Annotated in this window: 20 protein-coding genes; 1 reads left to right on the top strand and 19 read right to left on the bottom strand. The window is 72.3% G+C overall.

The features are described 5' to 3' along the window. Positions 1 to 22: 22 nt before the first annotated feature. The 11 genes from ACXJKF_RS21085 to ACXJKF_RS21135 all read right to left on the bottom strand — a co-directional run bounded on the left by ACXJKF_RS21085 (position 23) and on the right by ACXJKF_RS21135 (position 9,606). Positions 23 to 295: a WXG100 family type VII secretion target gene (locus ACXJKF_RS21085; protein ID WP_056588984.1), complete on the bottom strand. Its 273-nt coding sequence runs from the start codon at positions 293 to 295 to the stop codon at positions 23 to 25. A gap of 118 nt (positions 296 to 413) precedes the next feature. Beyond that, complete coding sequence (locus tag ACXJKF_RS21090) at positions 414 to 3,251, bottom strand: hypothetical protein (RefSeq protein WP_456789702.1); 2,838 nt, start codon at positions 3,249 to 3,251, stop codon at positions 414 to 416. After that, the gene (locus ACXJKF_RS21095; protein WP_456789703.1) at positions 3,248 to 3,715 is read right to left on the bottom strand and encodes a pilus assembly protein TadG-related protein; all 468 of its coding nucleotides are present in this window, start codon (positions 3,713 to 3,715) and stop codon (positions 3,248 to 3,250) included. The genes ACXJKF_RS21090 and ACXJKF_RS21095 overlap by 4 nt, the downstream gene beginning before the upstream one ends. 2 nt (positions 3,716 to 3,717) lie before the next feature. Beyond that, positions 3,718 to 4,131 carry a TadE family protein gene (locus ACXJKF_RS21100; RefSeq protein ID WP_456789704.1) on the bottom strand — a complete coding sequence of 138 codons (414 nt, stop codon included), beginning with the start codon at positions 4,129 to 4,131 and terminating at the stop codon, positions 3,718 to 3,720. Positions 4,132 to 4,157: 26 nt separating this feature from the next. After that, on the bottom strand, positions 4,158 to 4,577 hold the full coding sequence (locus tag ACXJKF_RS21105) for a TadE family protein (protein ID WP_456789705.1): 420 nt from the start codon (positions 4,575 to 4,577) through the stop codon (positions 4,158 to 4,160). A 20-nt stretch (positions 4,578 to 4,597) separates the two neighbouring features. Further along, complete coding sequence (locus ACXJKF_RS21110; protein WP_456789706.1) at positions 4,598 to 4,819, bottom strand: hypothetical protein; 222 nt, start codon at positions 4,817 to 4,819, stop codon at positions 4,598 to 4,600. Between the two features lie 66 nt (positions 4,820 to 4,885). Further along, positions 4,886 to 5,806, bottom strand: a complete 921-nt coding sequence (locus ACXJKF_RS21115; protein ID WP_456789707.1) for a type II secretion system F family protein — start codon at positions 5,804 to 5,806, stop codon at positions 4,886 to 4,888. Beyond that, the gene (locus tag ACXJKF_RS21120) at positions 5,803 to 6,771 is read right to left on the bottom strand and encodes a type II secretion system F family protein (protein WP_456789708.1); all 969 of its coding nucleotides are present in this window, start codon (positions 6,769 to 6,771) and stop codon (positions 5,803 to 5,805) included. Before ACXJKF_RS21120 ends, ACXJKF_RS21115 begins: the two co-directional genes overlap by 4 nt. After that, positions 6,771 to 8,084 (bottom strand): CpaF family protein, encoded by a 1,314-nt coding sequence (locus ACXJKF_RS21125; protein ID WP_456789709.1) that lies wholly within the window; start codon positions 8,082 to 8,084, stop codon positions 6,771 to 6,773. The genes ACXJKF_RS21120 and ACXJKF_RS21125 overlap by 1 nt, the downstream gene beginning before the upstream one ends. Positions 8,085 to 8,095: 11 nt before the next feature. Continuing rightward, positions 8,096 to 8,875, bottom strand: coding sequence for a hypothetical protein (locus ACXJKF_RS21130; protein ID WP_456789710.1), 780 nt, complete (start codon positions 8,873 to 8,875; stop codon positions 8,096 to 8,098). Positions 8,876 to 8,877: 2 nt separating this feature from the next. Further along, positions 8,878 to 9,606, bottom strand: a complete 729-nt coding sequence (locus tag ACXJKF_RS21135) for an SAF domain-containing protein (RefSeq protein ID WP_456789711.1) — start codon at positions 9,604 to 9,606, stop codon at positions 8,878 to 8,880. Positions 9,607 to 9,902: 296 nt separating this feature from the next. Here ACXJKF_RS21135 and ACXJKF_RS21140 point away from each other — a divergent pair, with 296 nt between their 5' ends. Next, positions 9,903 to 10,973, top strand: coding sequence for an FHA domain-containing protein (locus tag ACXJKF_RS21140; protein ID WP_456789712.1), 1,071 nt, complete (start codon positions 9,903 to 9,905; stop codon positions 10,971 to 10,973). Between the two features lie 130 nt (positions 10,974 to 11,103). On the opposite strand, the gene ACXJKF_RS21145 is transcribed toward ACXJKF_RS21140, so the two are convergent. The 8 genes from ACXJKF_RS21145 to ACXJKF_RS21180 all read right to left on the bottom strand — a co-directional run. Beyond that, positions 11,104 to 11,688, bottom strand: a complete 585-nt coding sequence (locus ACXJKF_RS21145; RefSeq protein WP_456789713.1) for a hypothetical protein — start codon at positions 11,686 to 11,688, stop codon at positions 11,104 to 11,106. Continuing rightward, the gene (locus tag ACXJKF_RS21150) at positions 11,685 to 11,852 is read right to left on the bottom strand and encodes a glycohydrolase toxin TNT-related protein (RefSeq protein WP_456789720.1); all 168 of its coding nucleotides are present in this window, start codon (positions 11,850 to 11,852) and stop codon (positions 11,685 to 11,687) included. The genes ACXJKF_RS21145 and ACXJKF_RS21150 overlap by 4 nt, the downstream gene beginning before the upstream one ends. A gap of 134 nt (positions 11,853 to 11,986) precedes the next feature. Further along, on the bottom strand, positions 11,987 to 12,319 hold the full coding sequence (locus ACXJKF_RS21155) for a hypothetical protein (protein ID WP_456789714.1): 333 nt from the start codon (positions 12,317 to 12,319) through the stop codon (positions 11,987 to 11,989). A 130-nt stretch (positions 12,320 to 12,449) separates the two neighbouring features. Next, positions 12,450 to 12,968, bottom strand: coding sequence for a hypothetical protein (locus ACXJKF_RS21160; RefSeq protein ID WP_456789715.1), 519 nt, complete (start codon positions 12,966 to 12,968; stop codon positions 12,450 to 12,452). Positions 12,969 to 13,118: 150 nt separating this feature from the next. Then, positions 13,119 to 13,625: a hypothetical protein gene (locus ACXJKF_RS21165; protein ID WP_456789716.1), complete on the bottom strand. Its 507-nt coding sequence runs from the start codon at positions 13,623 to 13,625 to the stop codon at positions 13,119 to 13,121. Further along, entirely contained in the window at positions 13,622 to 15,352 is a 1,731-nt protein-coding gene (locus ACXJKF_RS21170) for a TNT domain-containing protein (RefSeq protein ID WP_456789717.1), read from the bottom strand. The genes ACXJKF_RS21165 and ACXJKF_RS21170 overlap by 4 nt, the downstream gene beginning before the upstream one ends. Before the next feature lie 58 nt (positions 15,353 to 15,410). Next, the gene (locus ACXJKF_RS21175) at positions 15,411 to 15,554 is read right to left on the bottom strand and encodes a hypothetical protein (RefSeq protein ID WP_456789718.1); all 144 of its coding nucleotides are present in this window, start codon (positions 15,552 to 15,554) and stop codon (positions 15,411 to 15,413) included. Then, a partial coding sequence (locus tag ACXJKF_RS21180; protein ID WP_456789719.1) for a hypothetical protein occupies positions 15,545 to 16,144 on the bottom strand: 600 nt, incomplete at its 5' end. The genes ACXJKF_RS21180 and ACXJKF_RS21175, both read right to left, overlap by 10 nt.

Genomic DNA, 16,144 nt, shown 5'->3' on the forward strand with positions numbered 1-16,144 from the left:
ACGGGCCGGGCACCGACCGGACTCAGATGCGGTCGGCCTCGCCCGTCGCCTGCGCGATGTTGTTGTGGTTCGTGCGCACGTCGGCAGCTGCGCCGTCGAGCGCCTCCTGGAGGCGGTCCAGGTTGGCCCGGTAGTCCTGCCAGGCGGTCCGGAAGTCGTCGGAGTACTTACCCGTCCAGACGGCGCTCTGAAGTCCGCTGTCGACCGCGGTCTTGATGTCGGCGGCCTGGAGGGCCTTGTCCTGGAACGTCTTGTAGAGGCTCTGGAGTGTACTGAGCTCTGCACCAACGGCCACGAAGATCTCCTCGTCTCAGGCCACACCGGGGCGGCGTGGCGACCCGATGACACTACCTGTTCGTCCCGATACCGGGGAGCCACATCCACAGGCGCGAGTGGCGCGACCGGCGGCAGGCTCACGCCGAGCCGAGCACCGCGTCGTCGGATCCCGGCGCGAGCTCCTCGAGCAGGGCGCGTGTCGCCGGGGAGACCGTGGGTGCTCCGGCCGCGTGCAGCGTCGCCTCGAGGTCCCGCGCGACCGGGCGCACCGCGTCGGCGCCACCGAGCGCCGCGGCGGCGCGGACGAGGTCCCGCCAGAGCAGCTCCTCGGTGGGCGCGAGCCGCAGCCCCGCCCAGGCGACCGACTGGGCGCCGGCCGGGTCGTCGCCGTCGCGGCACAGCACGACCAGCCGGTGCACCGTGTCGACGAGGAGCGCCTGCGAGGCACGCTCGAGCCGGACGCGGGCGAGCCACGAGTAGCGCCCCGCGGGCCGCGCGGACAGCACCGCGCCGTGGGCGAGCCGCAGCGCCGCACTGAGGTCGCTGCGCTCGGCACCCGGGTCCGCCGCGCGGCGCGCCCGGGCGAGCAGGGAGCGCACCACGTCCCAGTCCACGACGACGTCGTCGCCGAGGCGCACGTGCCCGTCGCTGCCGCGGACCAGGTTCGGCCGCCCGTCGACGTCCGTGCCGAGCCACTCGGCCGTGCGCGCGAAGAGGCTCTCGCGCACCTCGGTCGTCACGCCCCGCGGCCACAACGCCGCCGCCAGGACGTTCGCGTGCGCGCCCTCCGGGTGCAGCGCGAGGTACACGACGAGCTCGGTCGCGAGCGCGCGGCGGCTGTCGTCGATCGTCCCGGGCGCCTCGACCCGCGGCTCGCCGAGCACGAGCACGCGCACCAGGGCGGCCTCGAGGTCGGCGGGCTCCAGGGCGCGCGCCGGGGCCACGACGGGCGGACGCTCGACGGCGCCCTCGTGCTCGATGGCGGCACGCCGCTCGTCGACCGCGCGGACCGGCTCCGGTGCCTCCGTGAGGAGCTCGCCGAGCGCCGCGACCTGCCGCGACGAGAGTCGGTTGGCGCGGACGTCCAGCCCGAGCACGCGTGCGCTGAGGCTGCCGTCGGACTCGGCGACGAGCTGCCACCGGGCGCCCGGCAGGGCACCGACGCACACGACGCCGAGCGGCGAGCGCTGGTTGGTCGCGCTCAGCTCGACGAGGTGCTGCGCGGCCGACCCGACGGGGGTGGAGCCGAGCACCAGGTACTCCGGGACCCAGGAGCCCGTGCCGCCGCTGCGCAGCCGGCCGGTGAGCACGCTCGACCCCAGGACGTCCGCACGGCGCTCGCGCAGCCGCGGCAGGACCTCCGCCGCGGACGCGGCGGTCGCGTACCGGCCGCCGGGCAGCGCGTCGAGGCCGGCGGGCAGGTCCACGCCCGTGACGTGCAGCCCGTCCGACCAGCGGTTGGTGGCGAGCTCCGCCGCCCACGCGCTGGCGACCTCGCGGGCGACGTCGAGGTCGCCGACGATCGCGATCGGGCCCTGCGCCGCCTCGAGGTCGATGAGGACGTCGCGGTCGTCGGCGTCGCGACCGAGCGAGACCAGCCCCGGGAACGGAGCGGTGCCCGTGCGTGCGTCGAGGTCGACGTCCGCGGCGTCGAGGCGCCACGCGGCACCCGCGCCGAGCACGCGCCACGGCGCCGGGGCGGCCGTCGACGGGGGGCTGAGCCGGAGCTCGAGGCCCGTGTCGTCCACCACCGCGCCGAAGACGCCCGGCAGCTCGTGCCCGGCCGAGCGCAGACCCTCGGCCAGCTGGCGCAGACCGCGGTCGAGCAGGATCGCGCGCTTCGGGTCGGCGCCGATGCGCAGCGCGACCTCGACCTCGACCGCGTCCGGGGACGGCTCGTCCGTCCGGCGGCGCCGGCGGAGCTGGTCCACGGCGACGAGCAGGCCCGCGGCCAGCAGACCGGCACCGACCAGACCCGCGTTCCGGAGACCCTCCTGCTCGGACGCCACGTCGGCGACGGCTCCCGTGTCGGCCGCGGCGGTCTGCGCGGTGGCTGCCACGTCGGTCACGGCCTCGGGCGCCGGGGTCACCGGAGCCGCCTCGACCGGGGCCACGGGCGTGACGACCGCGGTGACCCGCTCGACGCCGACCGCGTCCTCGGGCATGACGAGCAGCCAGTTGGGGTAGATGAGGCGCTCGAGGGTCAGTGCGGCCCCGTCGGGCTGGTCGCGGTGCTTGTTGAGCTCGAACACCTCGTGGTACCGCCGGCCGTCACCGAGGGAGCGCTCGGCGATGTCCCAGAGGTTGTCGTGGTAGCGGCCGTCGGGCGGCTGCACGACGTAGACGCGCTGGCCGGCGAGCTCCATGCCCTCCTCGGCGGAGAGCTGCACGTCCCCGAGCCAGTACGTCGTCTCGCCCTGGACAGCGGCCTGCTCGACGGAGGCGGCCGCGGCGGCCTGGTCGGCGACGACGGGCGTCGGCGTGGCGACCCCACCGTCGACGGAGACGGAGATGCTGGTCGACGCGGGGGCGTGCTCGGGCAGGACGGACGCGACCGCGGCGGACGCCTGGCCCGCGGCGGTCGAGATGAGCAGCACGCTGACGACGAGGATGCGCGCGAGGCGCTGGCTGGGCCCTGCGAGCGGGACGCGCCTGGGCAGCCCGACGCCGGAGAGCGCGGAGCGCAGCTCGACGGCGACGCAGACGGTGAACTGCAGCCACGCGAGCCACACGACCCAGACCAGGACCGCGAGCAGCTGCGTGATGTCGAGCGTGGCCGTCAGCTGGTCGCGGCCCGGCAGCGACGTCGGGATCTGCGGCACACCCCCGAGCGCGACGAGCGCGACCGGGATGCCGACGACGAGGAGCAGGAGCAGCGCGCCGGCGCCGAGGGCCGCCGCGAGGTGGCGCGGCTCCTCCGAGGTGTCGGGCTGCTGGAAACGGCCGGGGCCGACCTCGCGGGTCTCGCGTGTCATGGCGCTCCTGTGATCTCGTCGTTGATGCCGAGCGCGGCCCGGGCGGTCGCCGAGCCCTCGATCTCGAAGCTGTCGATGAAGGCGAGCTGCAGCAGGGACGTCGGCACGGTGTCCTGCACCACGACGTCGACCGTCTGGGCGTCGGCCGTGACGGTGATCCGCCCTGCCTGGTAGCCGCGCGCGGTGAGGAACGCGGTMGCCGCCTGCTGTGCCTCCACAGGGTCGATCGTCGCGGAGCCAGCCCCGCGCAGCGAGTTGACGTCGATCTGGTTGGCACCCGACCGCGCCGCCTGCTCGGCGTCGTCCATGATCTCGACACGGGCATTGATCGCCCGACCGCCGTCGGCGACGAGCCCGGCGAGCGCGAACAGCACGACGACCATGCCGACGACGAAGACCGAGGCCGACCCGCGCTCACCCGAGGCGAGCCTCCTGCGGACGGCGTCGACGATGCGGTGGCCCATGGTCACCCTCCTGTCCGTCGGTACTCGTCCAGCGGCGCGGAGCTCGACGCCTCGACGCGCGCCGTGCCGGGCAGGCCGATGAAGCCGAGCTCCGACCACGAGATCGTGCAGTCCACGTCGACCGTCAGCATCTCCCCGTTCGCGAAGACTCCCCGGAGCTCGGCGGGCCGGCAGTTCATGGTCGACGGGACCGCCGACGCCGCGACGGCACGCGCCGCGTCGACCGCGCTGTCGCGGTCGCGTTCGAGCGTCGCCGCCCGGACCGCGTCGCGCGCCATCGCCTCGGTGTCACCCTCGGCCGCGACGTAACGGCCGAACGCCACGATGAGGAAGATCATCGCGAGCAGCACGGGGACGAGCACGACGATCTCGACCGCCATCGATCCGCGCTCGCGCTCGTTCTCGGTGCTGCTCACCTCGGCTCCTCCCTGACGTCCGGTTCTCACTCGTCCGGACGGAACTGCTCGATCGGTCCCTGCACGGTCGCGGAGACCCGCGGAGCGAACCCGTCGACGATCTCGAGCGCCCGGCCCGAGACCGTCACGCGGACCGTCTCGTCGTCGGGCTGCGTGATCTGGACCTGCAGGTCCTGGAACGACGCTCCGCCGACCGCGTCGGTGTACTCCTGCGCATGTGCCCGCGCGTCGGCGATCGAGTCGGGCGTGCCACCGCCGACGCGGACCACGCGCGCGGTCTCGCGCGCGACCGCCCCGGCGACCTCGTTGCCGTACCACGTGAGCGCGAACTGCACGGTCAGGAAGATGACCAGCATGAGGATCGGCGTGTAGAGCACGAGCTCGATGGAGCTCGCACCGTCGTCACGCCGGGCGCGCTCCGCGACTCGGCGGAGGGCCTCCCTCACGCCGCGACGACGGGACGCGATCACGGCCCGGGGGCGTCCGGGATGACGATGTCGTTCGCCTCCTGGTTGATGAGGTTGAAGATCACGGCACCGATCGCGACGGCGATCGCCACGAGGATCCCCGTGATGATGACCCACTCGATGGCGGAGGCGCCGAGGTCCTCGGTCGCACGCACCCGCGCCCAACGGCGGCGCAGCTCCGTCCCGAGGTAGAGCAGCGGGCTGGTGGAGGAGAGGTACATAGGGTCTTCCGGTCCTTCCGTCGTCCGATTTACGAGCTGATGAGTTCCGGCTGAGCCGGGCAGATACTACCGGGGGACCATGACAGTCACGATCGCTGGGTACACGAGGAAGACGAGGAACCCGACCGCGAGGAGCAGCTGCGCGACGAGCATCGACTCCGAGCTCTCACCGGCCTTGCCCTCGGCCTCGGCCAGCTCACGCCGCCGCATCGACCCCGCGCGTGCGGAGAGCGAGTCGCGCACCTTGGCACCGTCCTCCGCCACGAGCGCGAGGGCTGCGGCGAGGTCGCGCAGCTCGTCGATCTGCAGCTCCTCACCGAGCGCGCCGAGCGCCGCCCACGGAGTCGCACCGCGCAGGCGGGCCTCCCCGAGCGCGTTGCGGATCCGCACCATCGCCCAGCCGTCGCTGAGCTCCGACGCGCCCTGCAGCGCCTCGGGGACCCCGCGCCCGCCCGCGAGGCTCATGGCCACGAGGTCGAGGAACGAGCCGACGACGTGCCGGAAGTCGCGCCGACGCTCCGCAGCCTGCGAGCGCAGCGCCATCCACGGCACGAGAGCAGCGATCAGTGCGATGACGAAAGACAGGATCACCGGGACGGACAGGTTCACGTCGAGGTGGAGGACCGTCGCGACCGCTCCGAGGGCGAGCGGCACGAGCAGCCCGACCACGCCGGCGATCACCGACCGGGCGAGGAAGGCGTCGAGCGTGAGCCCGACGATCGCGAGGTCCGAGCGCAACGGCCGCAGCTCGAGACCCGCCGCCGTGACACCGCTCGTCGCACGGCGTCCGATCGACTGCTGCCACGCCGGCGTCTGGGCGCCGCGCGCGTCGAGCCCGAGGACGACCGCACGGGCGCGGCCCTGGAGGCGCTCCTGGTCGAGCCGGGCGAGCGCGCTCCCCGCGTGCGAGGGCGGCGGGATCAGGACGAGGACGAGGATCAGGATGCCGAGCCCGATGACGGCGCCGGCGAGCAGGACGCCGGTCACAGCGGTCCCTCCGTCGACGGGCGCAGCCCGGACGCGGGCGGCGCGAGCGGTGTCGTCGCGATCGTCTCCGGCGCGGGCCCGCGGTCCGGGGTGCGTGCGGGCGTCGACATCGCCATGCGCTCGGGCGTCGCGACGAGGAAGCGCTCGGGGACGTCGACACCCGACAGGCGCTTCATCCACCAGAAGCCCGCGCCGAACAGGCCGATCACGATGAGCAGCACGAGCTGCCCGGTGGGCGTCGAGTACGGAGCGACGTAGTCCGGGTTGAACAGGGAGATGCCCAGGACCACGGCCAGCGAGAAGATCATGACGATCTGCGCGGACCGACGGGTCGAGCTGCGCCCGGCCGCGACGCGCTGACGCATGTCGAGCTCCTCGCGTGCCGACTCCGACAGCGACGTCAGCACCTGGCGCAGACCGGGGCCACGCAGGCGCGCGTTGAGGATGAGGGACGCGACGATCAGGTCGGCGCTCGGGTCGTCGAGGTCGTCCGCGAGGCGCTGCAACGCCGTGGGGAGCGGCACGCGGACGCGCAGGCGGTCGACGAGCAGGCGCAGCTGCGGCTGGATCGCCGGGGACGCCGCGTAGACCGTGGCGGGGATCGCCTGCTCCAGGCCGACGGCACCGGCGATCGTGTCGCGCAGCGACTCCGTCCACGACGCGAGGCCCTCGATGCGTGCCATCGCCTCCCGCTCGGCCCGGGCACCGCCGAAGAGCGAGTTCCAGGACAGCACGACCGCCGCCGCACCGAGCGCGGCGACCGGCCACCTCGTGATCAGCAGGACGACCAGTCCGACGGCCGCCGCCACGAGCCCGCGGCGGCCGAGCCGCTGGGCGATCGACGGGCCGCCGTGCTGCACCGCACCGTGCTCCTGGGCGCGAGGGCGCATCGCCGTCAGGAGCAGCACGACACCGACGCCGACGACGGCGCCGGCCAGGACGATGAAGATCGTGGACGGAGCCATCAGAGTCCCTGCGAGTACGCGAAGCCGGGCTGGTACCCGACGGCAGCCAGGTCGTCGATGCACGCGATCGGGGCGGCCGACACGGCGACGCCGTCGACCCCCGACGCGAAGATCTCGCTCGACAGGACGCGCCCGTCGATGCCGTTCACCTCACGGATGCTCGCCACGAACCGGCGCAGACGACCACCGCTGTGGAAGTCGTTCTGCTTCTGCACGAACACGACGAAGTCGATGGCACCCGCGATGAGCATCATCGTGGCCTCGACCGGCAGGCGCTCCGTCGACTGGATCGCGTACGTCGAGATGCGGTTGAACACCTCGATCGAGCTGTTCGCGTGGATCGTGGACAGCGAGCCGTCGTTGCCCTGGCTCATCGCGTTCAGCATGGTCACGATCTCGTCGCCGAGCACCTCGCCCACGATCACGCGGCTGGGGTTCATGCGCAGGCTGCGTCGCACGAGCGCAGCCATCGAGATCATGCCGTTGCCCTCCGAGTTGGGCAGGCGCTCCTCGAAGGACACGACGTTCGGGTGCAGGTCCGCGAACTCGCCCAGGCCGAGCTCGAGCGCGCGCTCGACCGTGATGAGGCGCTCGTGCGGCGCGATCTCGTTGGCGAGCGCACGCAGCAGGGTCGTCTTCCCGGCGTTGGTCGCCCCCGCGATCATGATGTTCTTGCGCGCCGCCACCGCGGCGGAGAGGAACGCCGCGACCTCGTTGGTCATCGACCCGAACCGCACCATGTCGTCGAGGTGCACGCGCGACAGGCGGGCACGACGGATCGAGATCGACGGCCGGGCGCACACGTCCATGACCGCGGACATGCGGCTGCCGTCGGGCAGGCGGATGTCGAGCTGCGGGTTCGCGGAGTCGAACGGACGGCTCGACAGACCCGAGTAGGCGCCGAGGATCTGCACCAGCTCGATGAGCTCGTCGTCGGAGTCCGCGACGGGGGGCATGCGGGCCTCGCGGCCGTCGGCGTACTGGACGAAGACGTTGTCGTAGCCGTTGATGTCGATGTTCTCGACCTCGCGGTCGTCCAGCAGCGGCTGCAGCCGGCCGACCCCGAACAGCGCCGCGTGGATTCCGGCGGCGACGTCCTCCTCGTCGACGGGCGACGGCGGCGTGCGGCCCGCGCTGACCTCGTCGCGGGCGTACGAGTCGAGCACGCGGTTGATGACGGCGCGCGCGAACTGCCGCTCGTCCTCGCCGGACATCGCGGGGAGCCCGCCGGCGGCGTCGTCACGACGCTGCCGCGCGAGGATGTCGGCGACCTCCTCACGGAGGCGCCGGACGAGTGCCTGGTCAACAGCCATGATCCCCTCCTTCAGGCGGGTCTGCGGACGGCGCTGCGGCTCGCGGCGAGCGCGGCCACCGGCTCGACGAGCTGGCGCACGGAGCGGACGAGCAGCGAGCGGGCGATCGGACGTTCGAGCCGGCCCGCGACGACGTCGGCGGCCCGCTCGTCCAGCGCGACCTGGCCGAGCACGCTCGCCGGGAGACGCTCGTGCGCGAGGAGCTGCTGGAGGTCGCTGAGGGACCGCTTGTCGCGGCTGTCGGCCACGATGACGACACCGACCGCCGGCACGCGCGCGGTGGTGTCCTGGAGGTGGGCGAGCCAGCGCAGGCGCTCGCGCAGGTGGGCGAAGGACTCGAGCCGGGGCCGCGCGACGAGCACGAGCACGTCGGCGGCGATGACGACCGGGAGCACGGCGCTCGACGCGGCCACGCGACCGCAGTCGACGATCACGTCCGTCCCGCGCACCGTCGCCAGCTCACCGGCGAGCGCGGGCCACACCGGGGCGATCCCGGTCATCTGCTCAGGGGTCGAGACCCCGCACAGCACGTCCAGGCCGCCTTCGATCTGCTGGAGGTGCTCGCCGACACCACCCTGGACGAGGCCGCGGCGGGCGTCGGCCGCGAGCGAGAGCAGTCCCCGCTCGGGGTCGAGCGCCCCGCGATCCGGCGTCCGGGCCAGCAGGGACACGTCACCGCCGGCCGGGTCGGCGTCGACCAGGACGACCTCGCTGGGCCAGACGCTCGCGAGCACGCGCGCGGTGGTCGTGACGCCCGGGGCGCCCTTCGCGGAGCCGAACGCGACCAGCACCGTCAGCCCTCTCCGCCGTCGAGGGGCGTGCCGCGGTTGACGAGCACGGCGGCGAGCTGCCCCTCGGACGCGACCCCGGCGACGGCGGCGCCGTCCGCCTCGTCGACGATGAAGGTGACGGTCACCGCGCGGGAGCCGGTGGCGGTCTCGTCGTCGGTGGACGTGGAGCTCACCAGGGCGTTCGGCACCATGACCGTGCCCTTGCCCTCGGTGACGCGGACGAGCTGCACGATGTCGCCCGCCGTCAGGCCGGACGCCGGCACGCGACCCTCGGCGAACGAGGCCCCGACCGCGACCTTGCCCTCCTGCAGCGTGCGCGTCGCGGTCAGCATCGTCGTGTCGAGCAGCTGGCCCTTGCTCACCGTGATGTCCGCGAACTGCCCGATGACCAGGTCCTCCTGCGACTCGGGGATGAGCAGGGTGCCCTCCGACGCGACCTGGGTGGTGGTCACGTCGTCGGCGGTGATCTCCTGGCCGACGGCGATGTCCCGCGCCGCCATCAGCACCGGGACACGCGTGTCGGAGCGCACCGCGAGGAGGCCCGCCGCGGCGGCGCCACCGACGATGAGGAGCACCGCGAAGGCAGCGAGGAGCGGGCGACGCTCTCGCGGCGCCGGGSGCAGCCGGTCCGTGCGGGCCGCCGCGCTCGCGGGCTTCAGTCCGCGGTCCTCGCGCGCTCGTCGCCGGTCCTGCGCGCCGTCGGGCGTGCTCGTGCTCGTGTTCACCGTCATGCTCGGGGGTCCGTACCTCACGCTCGTCCAGCCTCAGACCAAGGTCCGCACGACTATAGGCGAACCTGGCGCCCCGACCCGGGCGAAGTCGGACAGCCCGGACACCAGTTGCCGGGAGCACGGTTACGATCGGGCGTCGATGACCGGCCCCGGCCCCCGCGCTCGGGTCAGCGACCTTGAGACGGCCGGGTCACGGCACGACGCCCCACGCACGACGAGGAGAGCCTGATGTCCGCAGCCACCCTGCAGGAGCCGCGCACGCCGGTCCCTGTGCGCCGTGACGCGGGTGGGCGACCGTGAGCGGCTCGGGCGCCGAGGCGCTCGCGCGCTGGCCGCGCGTGCGTGCCGAGCTGCGCGACKACGCCACCGGGAACCTGAGCGTGAACGACGTGGAGCACGAGTGCGCGGCGGCGTCAGCCACGCGGCTGCGCACCGGGGTGATCGCCCGCTGCACCGCCATCGCGACCACCGTGCACCGCCCCGTCCGGCTCGAGCTCACGGACTCGCTCGGCACCCAGGAGCTCGCCGTCGGCCCCGACGGCACGGTCCGACGCGTCCGCGACGACGGGACCGTCGACACGGGGTTCGTGCCGCCCGCCGCCGCCTCACCGTGCCGCCGGTGCGACGTCCCGCAGCAGGTCACGACGACGACGTGCGACTCGTGCGGGGTGCTCGAGCCGCACCGCGTCGAGCTGGTTCCCGTCGCCGTGCTCGACGCCGACGCGCTCGTCCACCCCGACGACGAGATCATCGAGCGACTGCGCGCCACGCTCGTGGACGCCGCACCGACGGCCCCGCCGCGCACCGCGTCCACCACCCCGCCGCGCGCCGTGCCGCCGCCGCCCGTCATCGGCGTGCCGGAGGTGGCCCCGTCGAGCACGTCCGGTCCCACGTCCGCCCCCGTTCCCGCTCCCGTGTCTGCTCCTGCTGCCGCGTCTGCGTCCGGTCCCGCGTCGTTCGAGAGCCTCCTGCACGTGGCGGCCGACCCCGAGCCGGTCGCCGCACCGCCCGCGCGCGCCCGTCGCGCCGCCCCCGCCGTGCGAGCCCGCTCCCTGCACCTCACGTTCAGCAGCCAGCCGAGCGTCACCGCCCCCGACGGCGTCTCGCTCGGTCGCGACCCGGCAGCCGCCGACGGCCGGCACCCCGTGCGTGTGGCCAGCCCGGGGATGCAGGTGTCGAAGACGCACGCGTTCGTCGACGTCGACGACCGCGGCCGCGTGTTCGTGACCGACTGCCGCTCGACCAACGGCACGCGCGTCCTGACCGAGCCCCCGGTGCGGCTCGAGCCGGGGAGCCGCCACGAGATCGCACCGGGCACGACCCTCGAGCTAGGCGACGTCCGCTGCACCGTCACCCTGGCGGACTGAGAAACTCAACCCGTCCGGCTCAATGGCAGATCCCCCGTCCGGGCGAACTGTGGCGAGAACGGCAGGCCATCTCCGTGCGCCGACGTGCAGGGGCGATGGCCTCAGGTAGCTCTGGGATGCGATCCGTCGTTCACGATCGGTCGGTCGAGTGGGGGTCGAGCGGATCATCCCCGAGTCGTGCCGAGCGTTCATCGTTCCCGGACGCCGGACCGGTCTGCAGGAGGGGGAGACCCGCAGTGTCCCGGAACGACGCGATGAGCTCGCCGATATCTGCACCGACGGTCCCGGCGAGGCCGTAGGCGTCCGCTCGAGAGAAGCAGTGAGCCTCCTTGATGACGTCTCCGACCGCCCACCGGACGACATAGCCGGACTCGACCTCGTCGATCGACCTGCCTGCCGGAAGCGCCACCGGTCCACGAGCGTGATATTCCAGCGGCACACGGAGCCGACCCAGTCCTTTCGTGTGCCGTAGCGACTGCCCCAGTCGAACGATGAGGAACGTGTTCAGCGCGAGCAGGTCGTCCGTCGCGAGGTCGCGACCTTCGAGGACGCCACGCTCGACGTGCTCCACCACATACACGCCGTCACGGATCGAGACGATGTCCTGGACATCGAAGGACGCGATGGTCGTCTCCCCGTCAGGAGACTGTGTGATGACGAGCCCAACTTCCTCGGCGAGGGCCACGACCCCCGGCGTCAACAGTTCTTGTGTCATTCCAGAACTCCGTCCGCAATGAGGTCGCGCACCGTGATTGAGCGACCACCCTTCATGAATCGGACCTGTATGCCGCCCCCCGGGCGTCCAAACGCTGGAGCGATCTCCGACACCTCGATCGTGACTCCCGGTGGAAGGTCCCCGGTGAACTGGTAGCCGTTCAGCGGTTGGGCGAGTGAGGCCGGTGGGTGCCAGACCCGGCGTCAGACCGTGATCGCCCAGGTGGGAGGCGGTGGAGAATGTCCGGGTGGTCACCCGCCGAGGTGTAGGAACGCGTCCCGAGAGGCCGTGAAGCCTCTCAGGTTTCCGTCGTCCCAGGGGCGTCGGCCACCGACAGCAGGTACTCGTAGTGCTCGAGCGACGAGCCGTGCAGCCGTGACCCTGGGACAGCGGCGATCTGCGCGGCGACGCCCGCCGGGAGAAGGTCGTTCGAGGCGAGCTCCGCCAGCGCGTTCAGCTGCGACTCCAGTGCGACGGAGTCCTCCTCGTCGACGGCTAGCCACACCAGCACCTGCGCCACCGCGAGTGCCTGTCCGGCGTCGAGCGCGCCGACGACATCGGTGACCCCATCAGCTGCCAGCCCACGGCTCGCCGGGTCTGACGCTGTCACTTCGCGCACCAGCTCGATCATCGCCGTGGTCGAAACCGTCATTCGGGACTTCTGCACAGGTAGGCGACGCCGGTGGCGCCGCTCACGGGTCTGGTTCGTGCCGACCGCGATGTACGCGGCCGCGTCGCCAGGTGGAATGCACGACGGGAGGTCATCTATCGCCGCCTTCGGCCTGCTGCGGGAACGCGGGAAAGCCGTCGCGGTGTCGGAACGACTCCGCGATGTTCTCGAGAGACTGCCCGAGCGTCCATGCCAGGTCGATGGCGTCAATCTCGATGAGCTCGTCAGCCTCGCCTGGACGGCCGTCGCCGCTCCACCGCAGCCGGAAGCGTCGGGGTCCGATCCTCTCGAGCTCGCAGTCGTGAGGTAGCCGAGCCGTGCCGCCCGTCGCCAAGCGGAGCGGTGGCCAGCCGGCTCGCGACCGGAGCTCGCCGCCGAACKTGATCGTGAAGAAGCGCCAGAGGACGTCGGCGTGCGGCGTTCTGAGGACGACCCGCTCCAGCACGCCGCGCTGCACCTTCTCGACGGAGTAGATCTCTGCGTCCTCGTGCACCACGAACCGAATCTCGGCGTCGCCGACGTCGACGACGCCATCCGCCGTGGAGACGACACGGCTCCCCGATGCAGCAACGAGGCCGAGGACGGCCTCAGGCAGGTTGAGATCACTCACGCGAACGGTCCTCCTCGTGCGCGACGCTCGGGCCTGCTACTCGGTCTATGTCCCGCAAATCGAGCCATCTCATCCTGTTCAGAATCGGCAGCATTCCCAATGCTCTGCATGATCCCGAGGTGTTGTCGGGCACGCTTCGGTCCTATCGGCTCAGGCGAGGTCCCCCGAGTCGCGGAAGAGGGCCCCGCCGCCGGGTTGTGTGATCGACGACGTGATCTCGGCGAGCGGAGATGTCACGACTCGCGCGAGGCGTGCTGCCTCATCCTCGCCCATGTCCCACGCGACCGGTTCCTGCTCGCCTGCGACGGTGACGGCGAACGCACCGTCGTACGCAACGACGTTCACACCGGCCGGCGCGAGCGCGGGACCACCCCACGTCGAGATGCGATGCAGCCGGTTCAGGCTGCGCCAGTCGCTCGCGAACGTCATGACGACGAAGCGCTCGAGTACATCCAGCCGGGGCGTCCGGATGTGGACGCCGGACATTGCTCCGTGTGATCGCCACTCCGCGACGAGGACTTCGCCGTCCAAGTTCACGGCGTACCCGACTTCGCCGTTGGTGATGAGCGCCGCCCATGGCCCCGAGGGGACCTGCACGTCGACCTCTGCTCCGGCGAGAAAGCGCACGACCTCGTCGTGAAACGTCAGGACTGTCATTGCAGGATGCCTCCGAAGGGTTCGGTCCTGCCGGGCGCGGCCGGCAGCATCTGGTCAATCTTGAGCGCCTTGTCACCGTTCATGAATCGCACTTGGATGCCCCCTCCAGGGCGGCCGAACGCGGGTGCTATCTCCGAAACCTCGATCGTGACACCAGGTGGGAGGTGTCCGCTGAACGAGTAGTCGTGCACTGGTAGCTTCATGTGCCCCGGCGGTAGAGCCCTCTCTCCGAACGTCGCGCCTGGTGGGACGCCGAGGAAGTCGCCTGAGTCCGGGCCGACTCGGTCGAACTGGTCTCCGTAGGTCTCGATGAACCGGTCCGGGTCCGTGAACTCGATGCGGGATCCGGGCACCGCGCCGCGGTTGGGGGGCCAGCGTGGCCACCCGCTGCCTTCGACGAAGCGTTGTTCCCACTCTGGCTGGGAGAACGGTCGGCCGATGACGGGGTCCGTGCCCCAGGGGTCGGACAGGTCGCCGCCGAGCCTCTGGATGTCGGGGTCGATCGCCGTAGGAACCTGGCTTCTGCTGTTGAGCGGGCCGAAGTCGAGACGGGGCTGCCCGTAGAGCAGGTCCGGTTCGACGTCGGGTCGACGGGACCAGCCCGGGCCTGACGGCGCTCCGTTGCGGAGCGGACCGTACTGCTCGGCGCTCGTCCCCGGTCCCTTCCCGGTCAGCGGCTTCAGCCAGTCGTCGAGCTTCTTGCGCCAGGACGCGGGCAGGCGTTCGACGCTCTTCTGCAGGATCTTGCCGACGGCACCGGCCCCGGCGATGGACGTGATGGCCAGCGCGAGCTCCAGGGAGCCCTGCTTGACCAGGTCCTGCCCGTCGATCTTGCCCTCGCCCCAGTCGGCCGCCACATCCAGGAAGTCCCCGACCGAGAGCAGGCTGAACCCGACGCCGAGGACCTTCAGCCCGAAGGCGGCCCCGGCGGCCGCACCGGCCGCGCCGCCGGGCACGGCGCCCACGCCGAACCCGAACACAGCCCCGAGGCTGCCTCCGCCGGCAGCTCCGATGATCGCCAGTCCGACGGTCAGGACCACACCGGCGACGATGACGATGCGACCGATGACTCGGCAGGCGGAGGCCAGGAACCGGAGCAGCCCGACGTGCTCACCGATCCACTCGCGGACTCCGGCCAGGTTCGCGTCGATCCAGCCGCCCAGGTCGGCGGTGGTCGACTCCCACCAGTCCCCGATCGCGGCACCCGCGTCGGTGATGGAGTCCCAGGTGTCCGACGCGGTGGACGCGACCCAGTCGGTGCCCTCGTCGACGGCGTCGGTGACGTCGTCCCAGCGGTCCTCGAACCAGTCGCCGATGCCCTTCGACGTCTCAGTGTCCTGCTCGTTGACCTCGTGCTCATCGGCAGGTGCCGGAGCCCAGGTCAGCAGCGTCCCGCCATCGAACGTGGGGTTGTGCGCGAACCCCGGGACTGGGGCGAACGGATCGGGATCGTCGTCAATGACGGGGATGGCCGGGCCCAGCGCGCCGCCGTAGCGCAGGTCGGCTAGCGCCCTGGCCCGGGCTAGGTGTGTGTCGACCACCGGCAGGACCCGGGAATCGAGCCGGTCGGCGATGCTCAGTGCCTCGTCAAATCCCGACGTCGAGACCCCCAAAGCCCAGGCGCGGTGCCGCAGGGGTCCCCACCCGTCGAGCGCATCCCGCGTCGCGACCAGGTCCGCGCGTACCCCTGCGACACCCTCGGCGCTGATCTCCACGATCGGCGTCACAGGCTCGATCCCCTCGTTCGGCTGTCAGCCGCCGAGCCACTCAACCCCGACGGCGGTGTCATCCGTGGGTGACGAGGGTCTGGATCTCGGCGACGGCGATGTCGGCGGTGGTGATCACGGGTGGGAGGCGCAGGTCGGTCGCGGTGGCGTTCAGGGATGACGTCCAGGTGGCGGTCCAGGTGGCGGTGGCGGTCAGCTGCACGGTCGGCAGGGCGTGGTCGGTGGTGTCGGCGGTGGAGTGGGTGAACCGGATCGCGCAGGTCGTGGCCGTGGTGGTGGGGGTCCAGGGGTGCCGGTGTCGTCGCAGTGCACCGGGTCGGCACCGTCGGCGGTCACGTCCAGCCCGGACAGCACGGCGTCGATCTGGGCCCAGGTGCCGGGGATCTCCGCGCGTACCCGCACGCTGGTGGGGGCGTCCGCGATCCACACCCAGGTGTCCACCCCCACCACGGTGGCCCCCGTGCCTGCCAGGGACGGGTTCCATCCGATGGTGCCGGTGGGTAGGTCCATCGCGTCGCGGGCGGCCTGCGCGAGCACCGCCGGGTCGATGGACTCCTGGGTGGCGGGGACCGGGTCGGTCGGTTGCACGTAGATGGCTGGGTGGGCGGCGTAGTAGGTGCGCCGGTAGTCCGCCGGGGCGTCGGTGCGGCAGGTCGCTTCGTACCAGTGGCCCTCGACCGTGGCGTACGCCTCGTAGTTGGTGTGCAGGGTGGGGTCGACGTAGTGGTCGGCGCTCGGCGACCATCCCCCGGACTCGACCGTGCCGCCCGGGCGCCAGGTTTGGAAGTACTG

The organism is Cellulomonas sp. P5_C5 (assembly GCF_054049655.1).

Bases quoted from the DNA above. Each gene is read 5' to 3' on its own strand.
- ACXJKF_RS21090 (WP_456789702.1), bottom strand. From the start codon at position 3,251: ATGACACGCGAGACCCGCGAGGTCGGCCCCGGCCGTTTCCAGCAGCCC.
- ACXJKF_RS21110 (WP_456789706.1), bottom strand. From the start codon at position 4,819: ATGTACCTCTCCTCCACCAGCCCGCTGCTCTACCTCGGGACGGAGCTG.
- ACXJKF_RS21120 (WP_456789708.1), bottom strand. From the start codon at position 6,771: ATGGCTCCGTCCACGATCTTCATCGTCCTGGCCGGCGCCGTCGTCGGC.
- ACXJKF_RS21125 (WP_456789709.1), bottom strand. From the start codon at position 8,084: ATGGCTGTTGACCAGGCACTCGTCCGGCGCCTCCGTGAGGAGGTCGCC.
- ACXJKF_RS21145 (WP_456789713.1), bottom strand. From the start codon at position 11,688: ATGACACAAGAACTGTTGACGCCGGGGGTCGTGGCCCTCGCCGAGGAA.
- ACXJKF_RS21155 (WP_456789714.1), bottom strand. From the start codon at position 12,319: ATGATCGAGCTGGTGCGCGAAGTGACAGCGTCAGACCCGGCGAGCCGT.
- ACXJKF_RS21165 (WP_456789716.1), bottom strand. From the start codon at position 13,625: ATGACAGTCCTGACGTTTCACGACGAGGTCGTGCGCTTTCTCGCCGGA.